This window comes from Pseudomonas sp. GW821-FHT09H03 (assembly GCF_059415945.1).
The window spans coordinates 231,568-251,510 of record NZ_JBWKOF010000001.1 but is presented as its reverse complement, the minus strand read 5'-3'; the positions used below and the strand labels follow the sequence as shown (position 1 = coordinate 251,510).

The following is a 19,943-nucleotide window of genomic DNA, read 5'->3' as shown; positions in this document are numbered from 1 at the left end:
GGCTACACATACGATCAGCCCTCTGGAATCCGATCGGGACGCATCATGGACTTCATTCTGTATGCGGTGCCGTTTTTCTTCGTGCTGATCGCCATCGAATTGCTGGCTGACCGTTGGCGCGGAGTGCGCAACTATCGGCTCGCGGACTCGATCAACAGCATCAGTGCCGGCGTGCTGTCGACCACCACTGGCCTGCTGACCAAGGGTGTGGGACTGCTGACCTACGGGTTTGCGCTCAAGCACCTGGCACTGTTCGAGCTGTCGGTCGACAGTGTCTGGGTCTGGCTGTTCGCCTTCGTGTTTTACGACTTCTGTTATTACTGGCTGCACCGCATGGGGCATGAGCGCAACATCCTCTGGGCCGCCCATTCGGTGCACCACCAGAGCGAGGACTACAACCTCTCCACGGCGTTGCGCCAGACCAGCAGCGGTTTTCTGCTGAGCTGGATTTTCTATCTGCCGATGGCGGTGTTCGGTGTGCCTTTGCTGGTGTTCGTCAGTGTCGCGGCGCTGAACCTGCTGTACCAGTTCTGGGTGCACACCCGGCACATTCCCAAGCTCGGCTGGTTCGAGTGGTTTTTCGTCACACCTTCCAATCATCGGGCCCACCATGCACAGAACGCTCTCTACATGGATCGCAACTACGGCGGTGTGTTCATTATTTGGGACCGTCTGTTTGGGTCATTCCAGGAAGAAGACGACAACGAGCCGGTTGTTTTTGGCGTGACCACGCCACTGGCGAGCTGGAACCCGCTGTGGGCGAACGTACAGTTCTACGTGCAGTTAGGGGCGGACGCACGACGTGCCGAGCGCTTGTGGGACAAGCTGCGAATCTGGTTCATGCGCACCGGCTGGCGGCCGGCGGACGTCGCTGCCAAATACCCGATGAGCAAGCCGGACCTGAGTCAGTTCCGCAAATTCGAGGTGGCGCTGGACCCCAGGCAGCAGCTTTATGTCTTGCTGCAGTTCTGCGTCTATATCGCTCTTGGCAGCTATGTTATGAGTCTGCAGGCGCACTTGCCGACGGCCGCCCTGGTGCTGGGCTGGGGAGCTGTGGCATGGGGATTGTTCGTGCTGGGTGTGGCGCTGGAAAATCGCCCCTGGGCGTTGAAGCTGGAACTGCTGCGGCTGGCGTCGAACGTGCCGCTGATGTGGCTGGCGCCGCTGGTCGGGCTGTGGCCGGCCAGCGTGGTGGGCTGGGTCGGCCTGCTCAGTTACAGCCTGGTGAGCGGTATCGGTCTCTACTGCTGCAGAAACCGCATCACTCGGTGGGCGTCGTAGGGCCGTCGACTTTGGTTTGTTTGGCCTTGAGGGCTTGTTCGTCGGCGTAGATCTTTCTGGCCAGACGGGCATTTTTGAAGCGACGACGCAGCCACAGCACCAGACCCAGTACCAGTAGCGCGCCGAGCACCCACAACTCGTACTTCTTGACGCTGCCCAGCATACCCTCGAGCACCGCGCCGAAGTGATAGGCGGCAGCGGCCAGCGCCGACGCCCAGATCGCCGCACCAATGCCGTTGAGCAGCAGATAGCGTCCCGGTGGATAGCCGGACAAGCCGATTGCTACCGGCATGACCGTGCGCAAGCCATAAACGAAGCGGAAACTCAGCACCCAGATGTCCGGGTGCCGGCGGATGTGCTCCAGCGCCCGGTCGCCCATCATTTGCCAGCGGGGTTTGCGTGCCAGCAATTTGCGCCCGTGCTTGCGTCCCAGGAAGTACCACAGCTGATCGCCGGCATAGCTGCCGAAGAAGGCCACGACCACCACCAGGTTGATGTCCATGTATCCACGGAACGCGAGGAAGCCCGCGAGTACCAGGATGGTTTCGCCTTCGAAGAACGTGCCGAGAAACAAGGCAAAATAGCCGAAGTCCTGCAGGAATTGTTGGAGCATTGTCTGGGTGCTGGCGAAATGAACGCGCAGCCTAACCCTTCGGACACATTCATGAAAGTGTCCAAATGTGTCTCGACGTGAACATTTCCTACAACGACAATGGAATGCGACTACCTGTCACATGGGTGCACATAACTGTAATACGTTAGTCATAATGGTCGCTTATAACTGTCACGCTCGCCCGTAAGCGCGGGCTCAGGAGTCTGCCGTGAGCTTTACCCCCGCCAACCGCTTGTTCCCTGCAACCCGCCTGCGCCGCAATCGTCGTGATGATTTTTCGCGTCGTCTGGTCCGTGAAAACGTTCTGACTGTCGATGACCTGATCCTTCCGGTGTTTGTGCTGGACGGTGAAAATCGTCGCGAAGCCGTGGCCTCGATGCCGGGCGTCGAACGTCTGACCATCGATCTGCTGCTCGAAGAAGCCGCGAAGTGGGTCGAGCTGGGGATTCCTGCGCTGGCGCTGTTCCCGGTCACGCCGACAGAGCTCAAGTCGCTGGACGCCGCAGAGGCCTGGAACCCTGAAGGTATTGCCCAGCGCGCCACCCGTGCCCTGCGTGCCCGCTTCCCCGAGCTGGGAGTGATCACCGACGTCGCCCTGGACCCATTTACCACCCACGGTCAGGACGGCATCCTCGACGAAGAAGGCTACGTGCAGAACGACATCACCGTCGACGCGCTGGTCAGGCAAGCCCTGTCCCATGCTGAGGCAGGCGCGCAGGTAGTGGCGCCGTCGGACATGATGGACGGCCGCATCCAGGCTATCCGCGAGGCGCTTGAAGTGGCCGGTCATGTAAACGTGCGCATCATGGCCTACTCGGCGAAGTACGCCAGTGCCTATTATGGGCCGTTCCGTGACGCCGTCGGCTCTGCGCTGAACCTGGGCAAGGCCAACAAGGCCTCCTATCAGATGGACCCGGCCAACAGCAACGAAGCCCTGCACGAAGTGGCGGCGGACTTGTCAGAAGGCGCGGACATGGTCATGGTCAAGCCAGGCATGCCGTATCTGGACATCCTCTGCCGGGTCAAAGAAGAATTCAAAGTGCCGACTTTTGTTTACCAGGTCAGCGGCGAGTACGCCATGCACATGGCGGCGATCCAGAATGGCTGGTTGAGCGAAGGGGTTATCCTCGAATCCCTGACCGCTTTTAAACGTGCAGGCGCTGATGGCATCCTGACGTACTTTGCCGTTCGCGCAGCTCAATTGTTACGAGAGCAGAAATAGCCCTCCCAGGAACATTCAATGAATACCGAAGGACTCACTGAAGTTGCCGTAAAAGACGCTCAACCCGTGGTCGAGCAAATTGCCGAAACCCCGCCGGAACTGGAGCCTGCTCCACCCGCGGTAGTGGTCGAGGCCGCCCCGGCGGCGCCGGCTATTGCCATTCCCGGCCTGGATGACAGCAGCTTGTACATCCATCGCGAGCTGTCGCAACTGCAGTTCAATATCCGCGTGCTGGAACAGGCGCTGGATGAGTCCTACCCGTTGCTGGAACGGCTCAAGTTTCTGCTGATCTTCTCCAGCAACCTCGACGAGTTCTTCGAGATTCGCGTCGCCGGCCTGAAGAAACAGATCACCTTCGCCCGGGAACAGGCGGGCGCTGATGGCCTGCAACCGCACCAAGCCCTGGCCCGCATCAGCGAACTGGTGCACGGTCACGTTGACCGCCAGTACGCGATCCTCAACGACATTCTGTTGCCGGAACTGGAAAAGCATCAGGTCCGCTTCATTCGTCGCCGCCATTGGAACGCCAAGCTCAAGACCTGGGTCCGTCGTTACTTCCGCGACGAGATCGCGCCGATCATCACCCCGATCGGTCTCGACCCGACGCACCCGTTCCCGTTGCTGGTGAACAAGAGTCTCAACTTCATCGTCGAGCTCGAAGGCATCGACGCCTTCGGTCGCGACTCCGGTCTGGCGATCATTCCAGCGCCGCGCTTGCTGCCGCGGATCATCAAGGTGCCGGAAGAAGTCGGCGGCGCCGGCGATAACTACGTGTTCCTGTCGTCGATGATCCATGCCCATGCCGATGACCTGTTCCAGGGCATGAAGGTCAAGGGCTGCTACCAGTTCCGTCTGACCCGTAACGCCGACCTGGCGCTGGATTCGGAAGACGTAGAGGACTTGGCCCGCGCCCTGCGTGGTGAGCTTTTCTCCCGTCGATACGGCGACGCGGTGCGTCTTGAAGTTGCCGATACGTGCCCGAAACACCTGTCCGACTACCTGCTCAAGCAGTTCAACCTGAGCGAGACCGAGCTGTATCAGGTCAACGGTCCGGTGAACCTGACGCGCTTGTTCAGCATCACCGGTCTGGACAGCCAGCGTGAGCTGCAATACCTGCCGTTCACCCCGCAGATCCCGAAACTGCTGCAAAACAGCGAGAACATTTTCAGCGTGATCAGCAAGCAGGACATCCTGCTGCTGCACCCGTTCGAGTCGTTCACCCCGGTGGTCGACCTGCTGCGCCAGGCGGCCAAGGATCCGCACGTTCTGGCCGTGCGCCAGACGCTGTACCGCTCTGGCGCCAACTCGGAAATCGTCGATGCCCTGGTGGATGCGGCGCGTAACGGCAAGGAAGTCACGGCGGTGATCGAACTGCGCGCGCGGTTCGACGAAGAGTCCAACCTGCAGCTGGCCAGCCGTCTGCAAGCGGCCGGTGCGGTGGTGATCTATGGCGTGGTCGGCTTCAAGACCCACGCCAAGATGATGCTGATCCTGCGGCGCGAGGCCGGCGAAATCGTGCGTTATGCGCACCTGGGCACCGGTAACTACCATGCTGGCAATGCTCGCCTGTATACCGACTACAGCCTGTTGACCTCCGACGACGCGCTGTGCGAAGACGTCGGAAAACTTTTCAGTCAATTGATCGGCATGGGTAAAACCCTGCGCATGAAGAAGCTCCTGCATGCGCCGTTCACCCTGAAGAAGGGCATGCTCGACATGATTGCCCGGGAAACCCAGTTCGCCGTCGATGGCAAGCCGGCGCACATCATTGCCAAGTTCAACTCGCTGACCGATCCGAAGATCATCCGCGCCTTGTACAAGGCCAGTCAGTCAGGTGTGCGCATCGATCTTGTGGTACGCGGCATGTGCTGCCTGCGGCCGGGCATTGCCGGGGTTTCGCACAACATCCACGTGCGCTCGATCATCGGTCGCTTCCTGGAGCACACGCGGGTCTTCTACTTCCTCAACGGTGGCGATGAACAGATGTTCCTGTCCAGTGCCGACTGGATGGAGCGCAACCTCGACAAGCGTGTCGAGACTTGCTTCCCGGTGGAAGGCAAGAAGCTGATCATGCGGGTCAAGAAAGAGTTGGAGCTGTATCTCACCGATAACACCCACAGCTGGAGCCTGCAGTCGGACGGCCGGTACATCCGCAACACACCGACTGGCAATCAGAATCCACGCAGCGCCCAGGCGACGTTGCTGGAGCGGTTGGGCAGCCCGATTCTGACGGTGCGGTAACGGCAGTCGGCGGGTGAAAAAAGGGCGATCCATGTGGATCGCCCTTTTTTTGTTTCAGCGCCGCTCTCTGTAGGAGCGAGCCTGTTCGCGATGATCGTCAACGATGACGCTGGCAACCTGACGCCCCGCGGTGCTCTCAGGTTCATCGCGAGCCTGCTCGCTCCTACGGGGGGCGAATCAGCGAGCGGTCAGGACGATGTCGACCCGAGTCAGCCATTGCGCTTCGATTTCGAAGTCGGCCTGGGTCAACTGGTTTTCGTTCAGCCAATTTTCCGGAAACACGACTTCCAGTTGGTTACCCTTGGCCTTCAGAGCCACTTGGGGCATTTGCTGGGTCCCACGTATGTGGTGGAACAGGATCGCAAAGCGCAGCAACACGCACAGACGGATCAGCTTGATGCCGTCATGGCCGAAGTCGGCAAACTTGTCCTTGGGAATGTTGCGTCGATGGCCGCGCACCAGTAGCGCGAGCATCAGTTGGTCTTCCCGGGAGAAACCGGCCAGATCGGAGTGTTCGATCAGGTAGGCACCATGCTTATGGTACTGATAGTGAGCGATGTCCAGGCCCACCTCATGGACCTTGGCCGCCCAGCCGAGCAGCTCGCGCCAGACGCCGTCTTCCAGATCCCAGTCCTCGGCCACCTGGTCGAAGGCATGCAGGGCCTTGCGCTCGACCCGTGCTGCCTGTTCCAGATCAACGTGGTAGCGCTCCATCAGCGAAGTGAGGGTACGCTCGCGCACGTCTTCGTGATGGTGGCGACCGAGCAGGTCATAGAGCACGCCTTCGCGCAGGGCGCCTTCGCAGTGGTCCATGCGTTGCAGCTCGAGGGAGTCGAAAATCGCTTCGAGAATGGCCAGGCCTGCGGGGAAAATCGTCCGGCGATCCGGCTTGATGCCTTCGAAGTCGATCTTTTCGACATCGCCAAGCTTCATCAGCTTGCGCTTGAGCCAGGCCAGGCCTTCGGCATTGACCTCGCCGGACCCCTGGCCGCCGGCCTTCAGGGCCAGGCCGATGGCGCGAATGGTACCCGAGGAACCGATGGCTTCATCCCAGGTCAGGCGGTGCAGCGCGTGCTCGATGCTCATGATCTCCAGTCGCGCCGCGGTGTACGCCTGGGCGTAACGGGCCGGGGTGATCTTGCCGTCCTTGAAGTAACGCTGGGTGAAGCTCACGCAGCCCATTTGCAGGCTTTCGCGCAGCAGCGGTTCGAAGCGCTGGCCGATGATGAACTCGGTACTGCCGCCGCCGATGTCGGCCACCAGGCGCTTGCCCGGAGTGTCCGCAAGGGTGTGGGACACGCCAAGGTAGATCAGGCGCGCTTCTTCACGACCGGAGATGACTTCCACCGGGTGGCCGAGAATTTCTTCGGCGCGGCGGATGAATTCGCTGCGGTTGCGGGCTTCGCGAAGGGCATTGGTGCCAACGATCCGCACGGAACCAGTGGGCATACCGTTGATCAGTTGGGCGAAGCGCTTGAGGCAGTCGAGCCCGCGCTGCATGGATTCTTCGTTGAGGTGACGTTCTTCGTCGATACCGGCAGCCAGCTGCACCTTCTCCCCGAGACGCTCGAGAATACGGATTTCACCATTCTGGGCCTTGGCCACGACCATGTGAAAGCTGTTGGAGCCCAAGTCGATTGCGGCGATCAGGGACAGATTCTTGGCTTTGGATTGCGGCATGGTCAGGGGGTCTCGGTCGATTACCTCGCCATCGTGCCACGATCAAAGGCTGGCGCCAACGCGAAGTGTTCAAAGCTTTGATTCAGCACACCCCCTCCCTGCAAAATCCCGGCATGCAGGGACATGAGCTATACCAAAACTCATGGAACACCATAGCAAGAGTCAATCATCTGCACCTTCCTGAACACGGGAAGGGCAGCTATGATGGGCCACGTTTTTTTGCTTACAACCTGGAGAATTCCATGAGCAGCGATCTTATCAAACACGTTAGCGATGCCAGCTTCGAGGCTGACGTACTCAAGGCCGAGGGCGCTGTACTGGTCGACTACTGGGCTGAATGGTGCGGCCCTTGCAAAATGATCGCTCCGGTTCTGGACGAAATTGCCGAGACTTACAAAGGCAAGCTGACCGTCGCCAAGCTGAACATCGACGAAAACCAGGAAACCCCTGCCAAGCATGGCGTTCGTGGTATTCCTACGTTGATGCTGTTCAAGAACGGCAACGTTGAAGCGACCAAGGTTGGTGCTCTTTCGAAGTCGCAACTGGCTGCTTTCCTCGACGCCAACATCTAAGCGTCAACAAGGCGTCAGTCAAAGGCCCCGCAAATAGCGGGGCTTTTTCGTTATTGAGGGCTAGACGCTCCTAAACTCAGGTGGTACATTCGGCCCCGCACTGGTTTCTCCATTGCCCCCTGCTAGCCGTCGCCGACGCACTCCTTTTCGAATAAGTACGCGATCCTGTCGCCTTCTCCGCGGCGCGGCCTCATTAAGCCAAAAGCTTAATTTCCCCCCTCCATAAATGATTACGTCATTCCTATATGAATCTGACTGAACTCAAGCAAAAGCCGATTACCGAACTGCTCGAATTGGCCGAACAGATGGGCATAGAAAATATGGCCCGTTCGCGCAAGCAGGACGTGATTTTCTCCCTGCTCAAAAAGCACGCGAAAAGCGGTGAGGAAATCTCCGGTGATGGCGTGCTGGAGATTCTCCAGGACGGCTTCGGCTTCCTGCGCTCCGCTGACGCTTCCTACCTGGCCGGCCCGGACGATATCTACGTCTCGCCAAGCCAGATCCGCCGTTTCAACTTGCGCACCGGTGACACCATCGTTGGCAAGATCCGCCCTCCGAAGGAAGGCGAGCGGTATTTCGCCCTGCTCAAGGTCGACACGATCAACTTCGATCGTCCGGAAAATGCGAAAAACAAGATTCTCTTCGAGAACCTGACCCCGCTGTTCCCGACCGTGCGCATGAAGATGGAAGCCGGTAACGGTTCCACCGAAGACTTGACCGGTCGAGTCATCGACCTGTGCGCCCCGATCGGTAAAGGCCAGCGCGGTCTGATCGTTGCACCGCCGAAAGCCGGTAAAACGATCATGCTGCAGAACATCGCGGCCAACATTGCGCGTAACAACCCTGAAGTTCACCTGATCGTGCTGCTGATCGACGAACGTCCGGAAGAAGTAACCGAAATGCAGCGCACCGTGCGCGGCGAAGTGGTTGCCTCGACGTTCGACGAGCCGCCAACCCGCCACGTGCAGGTTGCCGAAATGGTGATCGAGAAGGCCAAGCGCCTGGTCGAACACAAAAAAGACGTGGTGATCCTGCTCGACTCCATCACCCGTCTGGCCCGTGCCTACAACACCGTGATCCCGAGCTCCGGCAAGGTGCTGACCGGTGGTGTCGATGCCCACGCCCTGGAGAAACCGAAACGTTTCTTCGGCGCCGCGCGGAACATCGAAGAAGGCGGCTCGCTGACCATCATCGCCACCGCGCTGGTTGAAACCGGCTCGAAGATGGACGAAGTGATCTACGAGGAATTCAAAGGCACCGGCAACATGGAGCTGCCTCTGGATCGCCGCATTGCTGAAAAGCGCGTGTTCCCGGCCATCAACATCAACCGTTCCGGCACCCGCCGCGAAGAGTTGCTGACCGCCGACGACGAGTTGCAGCGCATGTGGATCCTGCGCAAGCTGCTGCATCCGATGGACGAAATCGCTGCCATCGAGTTCCTGGTCGACAAGTTGAAAACGACCAAGACCAACGATGAGTTCTTCCTGTCGATGAAGCGCAAGTAACATCGCGGGTTGAATCCGAAAATGGCGTCCTTTTGGGGCGCCATTTTTTTTGTCTGTTTTTTGTCCGGGCCATGGGAGGTTCCGGATCTGGTAAGGTCTGTGACCTGGTAAAACATCAAGCAGCGCAGGTGACCGTCTCTGAGTCGGGCGTGCGGCTGTACAAAAAACAACCTACGTATTGGCATTAAAGATTTATGAGCACACTTGCTTATCGAAGGGATATCGACGGCTTGCGGGCAGTCGCGGTAATTGCCGTGGTGCTGTTCCATTTTGGCGTCCCGGGTTTTACCGGTGGTTTTGTCGGCGTAGACGTATTCTTCGTAATCTCCGGCTACCTCATCACTTCGATCATCTGGAACCAGCGCCAGGCCGGGCGTTTCAGCTTTGTCGATTTCTGGGCGCGGCGCGCGCGACGGATCCTGCCTGCACTGTTTGCCATGATCATCGCGGTGCTGGCGCTGGGCTGGTTCCTGCTCGCCCCCAAGGATTACGAAGAGCTGGGGCGCTCGGTGCGCTATCAGGTAATGTTCGTATCGAACATCCTGTTCATGCGTCAGGATGGTTATTTCGACGTTGCCTCTGACCTCAAGCCGCTGCTGCACACCTGGTCGCTGGCAGTGGAAGAGCAGTTCTACATCATCTTTCCATTATTGCTGACGCTGCTGTCCAGTCGCTTGAAACACTGGCGCATGGCGCTGTTCGGTGTGCTGCTGGTTTCTTTCGGCCTGAGTGTGTGGGCGGTCAATCACCATCCGGAGAAAGCGTTCTTTCTGCTGCCGATGCGCGCCTGGGAGTTGCTGGCCGGTGCGATGCTGGCTGTCGCGCCAAAACATGGTTGGCGGCTTAAGCCGATGGCGGCGCAGGCGCTTAGCCTGCTCGGCATGGCACTGATCCTGTTGGCAGTGTTCGGCTACGACAAGACCACGCCGTTCCCGGGTGCTGCCGCGCTGCTGCCGACCCTCGGTGTCATCGCGCTGATTCTGGCCAACGGTCATCGCCAGACCTGGGTGGGACAATTTTTGAGCACTCGGGTGATGGTCGGCTTCGGCCTGATCTCCTACTCCTGGTATCTGTGGCACTGGCCGGTGTTCGTGTTCTCCAGCTACGCCAGTGTCGATCAGCCGAGTGCGATCGACAGCGCCGGATTGATTTTGTTGACGCTGGTGCTCGGTTATCTGTCCTGGAAGCTCATCGAGACCCCGTTTCGCGAACGTCGCCTGCTCGCCGGGCGCCGGCAAATTCTGCTTGCCGGAGCTTTTGGCGTGGTGGTGCTGGGGCTGGCCGGGCAAACCCTGCGCTGGACCGATGGCTTGCCGTGGCGCTTGTCCGATCAGGCCCTGCAGTATGCCAAGGGCCGCGAATGGCGGCCGGAGCTGATGGCGTGCCTGGCGGACGACAAAACGCCTGATGACAAACTCTTTTGTCACTACGGCGCGGAAAATACTCAGACCCGGGCGCTGGTCTGGGGTGACAGTCATGCCACGGCGCTGATCCCGGTGTTCGATGACGGTGCCACCGCCCATGACGTCAGTGTGATCCTTGCCAGCTCTCCCGGCTGCGTGCCAGTGGAGGGATTGGAGCACGATGCACGTTGCGCGCGGTTCAACCAGCGCATCGAGCAGGCCCTGAAGTCGCAGACCGTTAGTGATGTAGTGCTTGTCGCGCGCTGGAGCCTGTACCTCTATGGCGACGTCAGAGGTGATCTGGGCCACGCGCTGAAAAAGTCCGACGGTCATTACGACCGTGCTGTTGCCGAACAGCGTCTGGCCGAAGGTTTGCGGGCGCGGGTGATGCAATTGCGCGCCGGCGGTCACCGCGTCTGGTTGGTGAAAGAGGCGCCGTTGCAGGCTTTCAGCCCGCCTTATCGACTCACGCGCCTGGCAATGCTCGATCGCCCGGTGGATGACGTCGGGCTGGCGGTTGGCGAACACCAAAAGCGTCAGGCGTTCATCAGTCAGTTGTTCGCACAACTGGCGCAAGACCCGGCGGTACGGGTGGTCGATCCGGCGCCACGACTGTGTGGTGAAAGCGGGCTGTGCCGCGCCGAACTCGGCGGTTATTCGCTGTACACCGACGATAATCACCTCTCGGAAGTCGGTGCGCGGTTGGTGGCGCCGATCCTCGAGCCGCTGTTTGTCGATCTGCAAGCCACGCAAAAGCTGAAAAAAGGCCCGGTGAATGCAGCCAAGTGAAGCGTGACGGGCTGCCAGCGGGCGGCATAGCAGGTAGGATGTACGCCTATTTTGAGGGTGCCATCGTCAATGAAATTCAAGGATCTTCGGGATTTCGTGCAGCAGCTTGAGCAGCGCGGAGAGTTGAAACGCATCCAGATTCCCGTTTCGCCGGTGCTGGAGATGACCGAGGTCTGTGACCGCACGCTGCGGGCCAAGGGCCCGGCGCTGCTGTTCGAGAAACCGACCGGTTACGACATCCCGGTGCTCGGCAACCTGTTCGGCACCCCCGAGCGGGTGGCCATGGGCATGGGCGCCGAATCTGTCAGCGAGCTTCGCGAAATCGGTAAGCTGCTGGCATTCCTCAAGGAGCCGGAGCCGCCCAAAGGCCTGAAGGATGCCTGGTCGAAGCTACCGATTTTCCGCAAGATCATTTCGATGGCGCCGAAAGTCGTCAAGGACGCGGTGTGCCAGGAAGTCGTGATCGAAGGCGACGACGTCGATCTGGCCATGCTGCCGGTGCAGACCTGCTGGCCTGGCGATGTCGGCCCGCTGATCACCTGGGGCCTGACCGTCACCAAAGGCCCGAACAAGGACCGGCAGAACCTCGGCATCTATCGTCAGCAAGTGATTGGCCGTAACAAGGTCATCATGCGCTGGCTGAGCCATCGTGGTGGCGCGCTGGATTTCCGTGAGTGGTGCGAAAAGCATCCAGGCCAGCCGTTCCCGGTGTCCGTGGCATTGGGCGCGGATCCTGCGACTATTCTAGGCGCGGTCACCCCGGTTCCCGACAGCCTTTCCGAGTACGCCTTCGCCGGTCTGCTGCGTGGCAACCGTACCGAGCTGGTGAAGTGCCGTGGCAACGACCTGCAAGTGCCGGCCACTGCCGAAATTATCCTTGAGGGCGTGATCCATCCGGGCGAAATGGCTGATGAAGGTCCATACGGCGACCACACCGGCTATTACAACGAAGTCGACAGCTTCCCGGTGTTCACGGTCGAACGTATCACCCACCGGATCAAGCCGATCTACCACAGCACCTACACCGGCCGTCCGCCAGATGAGCCGGCGATTCTCGGGGTGGCGCTGAACGAAGTGTTCGTGCCGATCCTGCAGAAGCAGTTTCCGGAAATCACCGATTTCTACCTGCCGCCCGAGGGCTGCTCGTACCGCATGGCCATCGTGACCATGAAGAAGTCGTATCCCGGCCACGCCAAGCGGGTAATGCTGGGTGTCTGGTCGTTTTTGCGACAGTTCATGTACACCAAGTTCGTTATCGTCACCGACGACGATATCAATGCCCGGGACTGGAACGATGTGATCTGGGCCATCACCACGCGCATGGACCCCAAGCGCGACACGGTGATGATCGACAATACGCCGATCGATTACCTCGACTTCGCCTCGCCGGTTTCCGGCCTGGGTTCGAAGATGGGGCTCGATGCCACGCATAAATGGCCGGGCGAAACCACTCGCGAGTGGGGTCGGGTGATCGTCAAGGACGACGCCGTGACCCAACGGATCGATGCCATCTGGAATCAGTTAGGAATAGATTGATGCGTGTAACCTTGCAGCCCTCCGGAGCGGTGCTAGAGATTCTGCCCGGCGAGCGGATTCTCGATGGTGCGCGGCGCCTGGGCTATGAATGCCCGCAAAGCTGCCGCAACGGCAATTGCCACGTGTGCGCTGCGTTGCTGGTGGAAGGCCGTGTCGAACAAGCCGGCAATGTGCGTGACCATGGCGAGTTCTACACTTGCATAGCAGAGCCGCTGGAAGACTGCATCGTGCTGTGGGATGGCGTGCTCGCGCTGGGAGAACTGCCGGTGCGCACCCTGTCGTGTCAGGTCATTGAGTGCAAGGACGTGGGGGGCGATACCTGGCGCGTGCGTTTGCGGACGCCTGCTGGCAAACCGCCGCGCTATCACGCCGGTCAGTATCTGATGATCCAGCGCGAGAGCGGCGAGAAGTCGGCATTTTCCCTGGCCTCTGCACCACACGCCGGGCGCGACCTGGAAATCCATGTGCTGGCGCGCGAAACCAGTGCGTTGAACCTGATCGACCAGCTCAGGCGCAACACCACGGTGCGGGTCGAGTTGCCGTTCGGCGATACCCATCTGGCAGAACTGCCGGACGGTCCGCTGGTGCTGATCGCCGCAGGTACCGGCATGGGCCAGATCCATAGCCTGATCGAACACTGCCGGGCCTCCGGTTTCAAGCATCCGGTGCATCTGTATTGGGGGGTGCGTCGTCCCGAAGATTTTTATCAGATCGAACACTGGAATGAATGGCTGAAGCTACCCAACCTGTTCCTGCATAAAGTCGTCAGCGATCAATGCGGCTGGGAAGGGCGTTGCGGCATGTTGCATGAAGCGGTCTGCGAAGACTTCCCTGATCTCAAGCCCCTGCATGTGTACGCCAGCGGGTCACCGGCCATGGTCTACGGCACACTGGATGCGCTGGTCGAAGCGGGGATGGACGCCCACCAGATGCGCGCCGACGTATTTGCGTATGCGCCGCGGTCTTGATCCGCGCTCCTGAGACGCGCTCTTGATGCTGCCACTCCACCCTGTAGGAGCGAGCATGCTCGCGATGGACTCAAGAACACCGCGGGGAACCAGCCGCCCCGCATAATCGTTGACGACCATCGCGAGCATGCTCGCTCCTACAGGGTTATAACTCCCTATATAGCTTATCGGTATTTATAAAATCATATAAATACCGGTAGGTTATATATCTTGCAGGCAATTAGAAAAATTTGTGCCATGGCACTCAAATTGCCTTAAAACATATGTGCCTTATTGTTACAGCGGTGCGTTCTATTAAGTAATTCTTCACCCGCGGGGAGCTGAACGCTATTCGCCATGAGCGCCATTGAATCTGCTTTTCTGAATATGGCTTATCCTCCGCGGCTCGATCTGGGGCCGCAGCTGACTCACGAACAATTGCTCGGTTCGATGCATTCGACCATGGCGCGCCACAAGGGCGGTCCGGTCTGGCTGTTCGCTTACGGATCCCTGATCTGGCGCCCTGAATGCACGGCGGTGGAGCGGGTTCGCGGACGGGTGCATGGTTATCATCGCGGCCTGTACCTGTGGTCCCACGAACATCGCGGCACCCCGGAAATGCCCGGCCTGGTGTTTGGCCTGGATCGTGGCGGTTCTTGCAGCGGTTTCGCCTATCGCCTGCCCGAAGAGCAGCTCGAAGCCTCGCTCTACGCGTTGTGGCAGCGCGAGATGCCGTTCCCGTCCTATCGTCCGCACTGGCTCAACTGCCGGCTTGAAGACGGAAGTCAGGTTCAGGCCCTGGGCTTTGTGCTGGAGCGGCACCTGCCCAGCTATGCCGGCAACCTGCCGGACCATGTGCTCAGCCACGTGTTCGAAAACGCTTGCGGACGTTACGGCACCACTCGCGATTATGTCGAGCAGACCGCCCACGCCCTGCGCAGCCACGCCATGCCAGACCGGAATCTGGAGGCGCGGCTCAAGCGTTGTAAATCAAAGGCTGATCAGGCGAGTGCTCGCCACCTTGATACTGGCTCTGGACTGTCTGCGACCCTACCGTCCAGGTAACGGGTTGTAGGAAGTGTTACCCATTTCGTTAAGACGACCCCTAGCCAAGGGATGTAGGTCAGTTCTTTGGGAAATATCCTGCGTTTTTACAGGAAGTTGTGGTCTTCAGCTCGATGCCATCGCTCTTTAACCTTTTGTATTGCCGCCAGGCCTGGTGTGCAGTGACTAAAGGAGAGGAGAAATGCGGTGGCTTGTGGGCGTGTTTTTATGGGTGATGGCGCTGGATGTCCGGGCCGGGGAGGTGTTTCTGATCCCCGAGTACAATCCCAAGCCGTTATACCCTGTGGAGCTTCATCGGGCTGGCATAACGGGCAAGCTGCAAGTCAGCCTGACCGTGCATGCCGATGGCTCTGTCAGTAAGGTTGCTGTTATGGAAGACGCTCATCCAGACCTCAGCGAAGCATCCGTGACAGCGGTTAGCCAATGGCGATTCAAGCCCTGGGAAATCACCAGCGACCATCCCGCAGAAATCGCCGTAATCGCGCCAATAGATTTCCGTTTGGATAGCCAGCTGCCGTTTCACGCCAACAAGCAGCTGGCGAAGTTGAAGTGCGCAAGTATCGCCCGTGCAGCATCGGGCACTCCAGTTGCCACCTGGGTGGACCTGCCAGTGTTCGATTGGACCCGCAGTTACCTGACCTACTCGCTATCACCAGCGCAGTTGCCAGACGAAGAGCGTCTGGAGCTGATCAACACGCTCAACGCGAGCGTCCCTTCGATTGTCAGGCGCTGCAAGTCCTATCCGGCGAGCCGCTATGTGCGGTTTCTTCCGGAGGAGATCCGGGTGTTGCTTTAACTTGAATCGACTCACGTCGCCCTAGGTGCAAGGGCGGCGCGGGTAGAGTGGGGCAACATCATTGTCGAGTGCTCTGTGTGAGCATGGGGCATTGATTTTGTTTCGTGATTAACCCGGGTTGTTTTGGAACATGACGTAGAGAGGGGCTGAGCCTGAGTTGGGAGGGAAGACAACTACGTAGTCGTCGAATTTTACGTCAGAGGGATTGGCGAATGTCTGAATCGCTGGAATGCTGCGTGAAATGATGGTGCTGCGATATCTCTTCGAGGTATCGAGCGGACGGCGTTCAGAAATCCAGATCAAGGTGATTGCCGCATCGTCTTCGCTAGTGAATTTGTAAGTGCCTGTATGAGATGCGCTCACAGCTCTTCTGACCTTGACACTTGACTCGATAAGCTTGCCATCCGTTGTTGCAAGATGGACGGCCGACATCATATCGCCAAGCTCAAAGGCTTTTCCAGATCCAAGTCTGAATGGAAGGCTTACTTCACCCTTAGCCTCAGCGACGCTTTGCCAGTCCACGGGTTCATTGAATCCTAATTCGGAAAGCGGAACACTCAATGCGTAGCGCTCGGAATAGCCCAGCTTCATATGGAAACTGAGAATGTCCACATACTTGCCTATGACGTGACTTCCCTGAGTAGTGGCCAGCCGGCTGAAGCGCGCAACCGCGTTGAGCGTTGCCTCTTGTAAAGCCTGCAAGATGCTCTCGAAGGAGGCCATTGCTCCTGCGGCGACCGTCATAACAACTGGCCCTTCAGCAGCGCGGGAGAAGGGTACGTAATAGACGCCAGGGGTATCGACGAACGCTTTACTGTTTTCGGTCTCCGGGGGAATCTCACCCGGTTGTTGCTCCTTGAAGCCGGGCAGCTTCTTGTAAGCGCGAAACCCCTTTAGTGTTGCCAATACGTTTTCAGGTGATGACTCTTCGTCAAAGTCGTCCATGTAGAAAAGCAGGTCCGCTCCCATCGGATGTTGACAGATGGTATCGAAGTGCGAAACAAGTTTGTCGTGTTCATGTTCCGAAACATCCACGGACCATATTTTTTTATGAAATTCAGGAATTCATGTTCAGTGTAGTCTTGGATTGCTTGTTTAAGTTCCATTTATTTGACTTCCATATTGATACTTCGACGTCGTAGATCACTGCCTTGCCCACGCTGGAATGGGCAAGGTTATTTTGTTAGTCGTGATCTTTGTCGATTAGGGTAAAGACCAGCGTTTTTACCTGCATGGTGGCGGTGTACTGAAAAACGACCTTCACATTTGGGTGTTTTTCAGGATCGAGGCGGTACGCTTCCCAACCCCCTGTTTGGCCCATGGGTTGTGGCATTTTAATTGGTCCTTTGGCTTCAAATGGCATGCCAAGGATCGTGTGCACATCGGATTGATTCATTCCTGCTGAATACGGTTCTGGCAGTTCACCTTTGTATTCAGTAGTTGATGGCGTGGATTTCAATAGTGTAACGAATAGTGCTTCGAAACGCTTTGTCTTCCCCAGAAAACTCAAGCTTATACCTGTCTCCGGCTCTAGGTAGAGTAGATCCCTTCCGGGATACAACTCTATCAACGGCTGGTTTTGAATTATCTCGCGAGCGATTAATGCATCATGGCGTTGGCCAAGGTTTTCTATCCAGATTTCAATTTTTGAATTGCTCATTAATACCACCCTTGTTCCATATGGAGCTCATGCAATTGCGCGCGGGCCGACTCGATGTCGATCTCGCTAAATTCGTGTTCGAGCAGTCCCTGCTTGATCGCGTCAACATTTTTATCTACAGCGATGCGAAGATTGGCTGCGTCTTCCGCTTGCTTGGAACTACTATTTCGCCCCCCATATGTTTCGCTAAATTTTTGATGGATATGGGAAGGAATTGCAATACTTGGTGCCCTGTGGAGATAGTCTCTCAATTCGCGGGGGTCTGTGTCCGGGAATGAGCTCAAAATGTATCTCTCAAGGGCTTTCCTGGAAGAAATATGGTCTATATCCAATCCATCTTTGATGCTACGCCTACTCAAATCATCATAGGTACCCACCTCCAGCGGTCTTACCGGTATCTCGATGTACAGGACGTACTGCGGCGGCAACCCAGGATCCGTCGGCAACCAGAGAATACCGGTGGCGGCTTCAGCTACGTCAATAGCGGGAAATGTTTCATTCTGTGGGGGCAGGGGTGTGGCCGTTCCTCCGGGATACGCTGGAATGCGTGCAGGCGCCCCCGGCAGAGACGTCGGGCCGAGGAGCTCGGTGCCAGGGGGGGTGAGTGGCGTCCAGTTTGGTGGATTTGAAACCGTGCCTGCTGCGTTTGCACTGAACACCTGTCGTGCTGCATCAAACGCTTTGGTTACCGGGCTCCCAGGAAGCGACCAGGTCGAATCAAAAGAAGCGACGTCGGTTGTACCAGGCAGCCCTTTTGGGGTAACTATCCCCATTTCATCGAAGTTATATGTGTCTCTAGCCGCTGTTGGTAGTTCGAGATAGCGCAGATCAAATTTTCTGGAATCGGCCACCCAATCGCTCTTTTTGGCGATCGGGGCATACCCTTTTTCCATTCTGTTAGCATTGAGGTCGTAGAGCGTTCGGCTCAGGTCGGTATCTTTCGCCGTCGTTTTCCAGAAATTTTTTTTAAATTCGTCAGCAGATGAGAATTGCAGCCCTCGTAACTGGTCTGCCAATTGCGCTGGAATGGCGGCTGCAGTGCTTTGTTGAGTCAATCCGCGCAGATCATCTGTCGTCGGCTGACCACTACCGCTCGCCACTTCGGGATGGCCCCATGGTGTATTGAAGGCAACGTAGAGGGGGGGCAGCCCCAAATGTTGGGGAAACACTATCAGGCGGTCATTGAAGCGCGTGTCTGCTCCAGTCGGAATGGTCTCCACAGGTGGCTGACCAGAAGCCATGACCAGTCCTGAATAGCCCGCGGGTGGTGCGCTGACTGGTGTTTCTTGTGCAGTTCCAGTGAGCCGCAAAGTGATCGGGGAAAAACCTTCGCCGATGATCTGAATACTGTTTGTCAGCGGGTCGAGTAGGCCGGCAACGACCTTGACCGCATTGGGCACAATGTTTCCATCGGTTTTCGCAACGAGAACTTTCGTTTCCGCTGCTTGGGTTTCGACGCGGATTCGATAATCGAGATCCACTGTACCGCTTTCATCGGCGACTTTGCGCAAGTCCAGGTGAGCCGGCAATTCCATCATTTCTGCTGGAACGCTCAGGGCTTTGATCGCAAGATCCCGCTGAGCCGCGGTCAACTGAGCGTCGCCCAGTACAGGGGAGTAAGTCATTGCAGTAATGAAGGTGCCCGCTATTTGCCCTGTTCTGAGCCTCGCAATCCTGAGCAACTCTGCCATGGCATCGCCGAGGGCAACGTCCAGCGCCGCTTCGAGAAACGTTGGGCTCAAAAGAGCCGAGGTAGTCATTAATAGAGGTCGTGATGCCGCAAGCGCTGCGGGGGCACTTACGGTATTGGTTGTTCTTATAGCTTGCAGGCGTCGCTGTTCGTTGTGCTTTCGAAACGCTTTTACGTCGGCTTTTTGAGCCTTTATTAACTCTCTTTGTTTTCGGTTTTCTCGCTCCCACTGTTCCTGGCGCGCACGCCATTCGTCTACGAATTGGCTGTTCTTAACAGAAAGTGCATACGATTGGTCGGACAATCTGCGGATTACTTCAGTGAGCGTCTGTGCTGCTTGTGCGGCGTCGTATGAGGAAGCCCAGGACTGGTGAGCATTTGCTGTGCTACCAAGTTCTTGAAGTCTATTCAGGTAATCCTGGGTCGTTTTGTTCAGCGCTGAGTCACCAAAGAATTCATTGGCTCTGGCAGTTTGTGCTTGAAGTTCGTTTTTTTTCACGGTCAACAAGTGATCAACACTTGCTTTGTCTTTAAGTATGGCAAAACTGCCGGGTGCCTCGCGATCAACCCTGACTAAGGGATGTATATTGTTTAACTCGGCTTGAATCACTTGGTCCAGAACGGTGCGACGAGATAAGTGTTCAGCATCAAGTGCGTTGCGAAAGGATTCATATTGAAGGGTTTGTGTTGCAATTGTTTGTTGGTGAACGGCGACGGCAGCTTCACGCCGCTGCTGCTCCAAGGCCCTAATTCGCTTTGCTCGTCTGCGGCGCCCGGCACTTCCACTACCCAAAAAACCTCCGCCTCCGCCTATGGTGAAGAAGCCATTACTTTGGGTGGTGTGTGCAATGTTTCCATGAACTATGTTTACTGATCCGTTATCCATACAGTCACTCCTTGTCTGTATGGGACAGAGTGATCTCTAGGGTGTCGTCTACTGTGT

Annotated in this window: 15 protein-coding genes; 10 read left to right on the top strand and 5 right to left on the bottom strand. The window is 57.6% G+C overall.

Translation table 11 applies throughout. The features are described 5' to 3' along the window. The first annotated feature begins 45 nt into the window (after positions 1–45). Positions 46–1,281: a sterol desaturase family protein gene (locus AC07OG_RS01135; protein WP_495066016.1), complete on the top strand. Its 1,236-nt coding sequence runs from the start codon at positions 46–48 to the stop codon at positions 1,279–1,281. Here the strand turns inward: AC07OG_RS01135 and AC07OG_RS01130 are convergent. Then, complete coding sequence (locus AC07OG_RS01130; protein ID WP_060542507.1) at positions 1,262–1,894, bottom strand: DedA family protein; 633 nt, start codon at positions 1,892–1,894, stop codon at positions 1,262–1,264. The genes AC07OG_RS01135 and AC07OG_RS01130 overlap by 20 nt on opposite strands. Before the next feature lie 208 nt (positions 1,895–2,102). On the opposite strand from AC07OG_RS01130, the gene hemB reads away from it, so the two are divergent. After that, complete coding sequence (hemB, locus tag AC07OG_RS01125; protein ID WP_060542506.1) at positions 2,103–3,116, top strand: porphobilinogen synthase; 1,014 nt, start codon at positions 2,103–2,105, stop codon at positions 3,114–3,116. 18 nt (positions 3,117–3,134) lie between these two features. After that, positions 3,135–5,357, top strand: a complete 2,223-nt coding sequence (gene ppk1 / locus AC07OG_RS01120; RefSeq protein WP_060542505.1) for a polyphosphate kinase 1 — start codon at positions 3,135–3,137, stop codon at positions 5,355–5,357. A gap of 177 nt (positions 5,358–5,534) precedes the next feature. Here the strand turns inward: ppk1 and ppx are convergent, their stop codons facing one another. Next, on the bottom strand, positions 5,535–7,037 hold the full coding sequence (gene ppx / locus AC07OG_RS01115) for an exopolyphosphatase (RefSeq protein WP_060542504.1): 1,503 nt from the start codon (positions 7,035–7,037) through the stop codon (positions 5,535–5,537). Between the two features lie 242 nt (positions 7,038–7,279). Between ppx and trxA the strand changes: the two genes are divergently transcribed. From trxA to AC07OG_RS01080, 7 genes are all read left to right on the top strand, one after another. Beyond that, complete coding sequence (trxA, locus tag AC07OG_RS01110; RefSeq protein ID WP_003206727.1) at positions 7,280–7,609, top strand: thioredoxin TrxA; 330 nt, start codon at positions 7,280–7,282, stop codon at positions 7,607–7,609. A 245-nt stretch (positions 7,610–7,854) separates the two neighbouring features. Then, positions 7,855–9,114 carry a transcription termination factor Rho gene (gene rho, locus AC07OG_RS01105; protein ID WP_057712815.1) on the top strand — a complete coding sequence of 420 codons (1,260 nt, stop codon included), beginning with the start codon at positions 7,855–7,857 and terminating at the stop codon, positions 9,112–9,114. Between the two features lie 194 nt (positions 9,115–9,308). Next, entirely contained in the window at positions 9,309–11,306 is a 1,998-nt protein-coding gene (locus tag AC07OG_RS01100; RefSeq protein ID WP_495066015.1) for an acyltransferase family protein, read from the top strand. 69 nt (positions 11,307–11,375) lie between these two features. After that, entirely contained in the window at positions 11,376–12,842 is a 1,467-nt protein-coding gene (gene ubiD, locus AC07OG_RS01095; RefSeq protein ID WP_060542502.1) for a 4-hydroxy-3-polyprenylbenzoate decarboxylase, read from the top strand. Continuing rightward, on the top strand, positions 12,842–13,810 hold the full coding sequence (locus AC07OG_RS01090; protein ID WP_218423599.1) for a CDP-6-deoxy-delta-3,4-glucoseen reductase: 969 nt from the start codon (positions 12,842–12,844) through the stop codon (positions 13,808–13,810). Before ubiD ends, AC07OG_RS01090 begins: the two co-directional genes overlap by 1 nt. A 336-nt stretch (positions 13,811–14,146) precedes the next feature. Further along, positions 14,147–14,854, top strand: coding sequence for a gamma-glutamylcyclotransferase (locus AC07OG_RS01085; protein WP_060542500.1), 708 nt, complete (start codon positions 14,147–14,149; stop codon positions 14,852–14,854). 181 nt (positions 14,855–15,035) lie between these two features. Continuing rightward, complete coding sequence (locus tag AC07OG_RS01080; protein WP_060542499.1) at positions 15,036–15,650, top strand: energy transducer TonB; 615 nt, start codon at positions 15,036–15,038, stop codon at positions 15,648–15,650. 108 nt (positions 15,651–15,758) lie between these two features. On the opposite strand, the gene AC07OG_RS01075 is transcribed toward AC07OG_RS01080, so the two are convergent. From AC07OG_RS01075 to AC07OG_RS01065, 3 genes are all read right to left on the bottom strand, one after another. Continuing rightward, positions 15,759–16,694: an S-type pyocin domain-containing protein gene (locus tag AC07OG_RS01075; RefSeq protein WP_495066155.1), complete on the bottom strand. Its 936-nt coding sequence runs from the start codon at positions 16,692–16,694 to the stop codon at positions 15,759–15,761. A gap of 139 nt (positions 16,695–16,833) precedes the next feature. Next, entirely contained in the window at positions 16,834–17,310 is a 477-nt protein-coding gene (locus tag AC07OG_RS01070) for a DUF6392 family protein (RefSeq protein ID WP_060542498.1), read from the bottom strand. After that, the gene (locus AC07OG_RS01065) at positions 17,310–19,886 is read right to left on the bottom strand and encodes a pyocin-S2/colicin E7-DNase domain-containing protein (RefSeq protein ID WP_495066014.1); all 2,577 of its coding nucleotides are present in this window, start codon (positions 19,884–19,886) and stop codon (positions 17,310–17,312) included. Before AC07OG_RS01065 ends, AC07OG_RS01070 begins: the two co-directional genes overlap by 1 nt. Between the last annotated feature and the right edge of the window lie 57 nt (positions 19,887–19,943).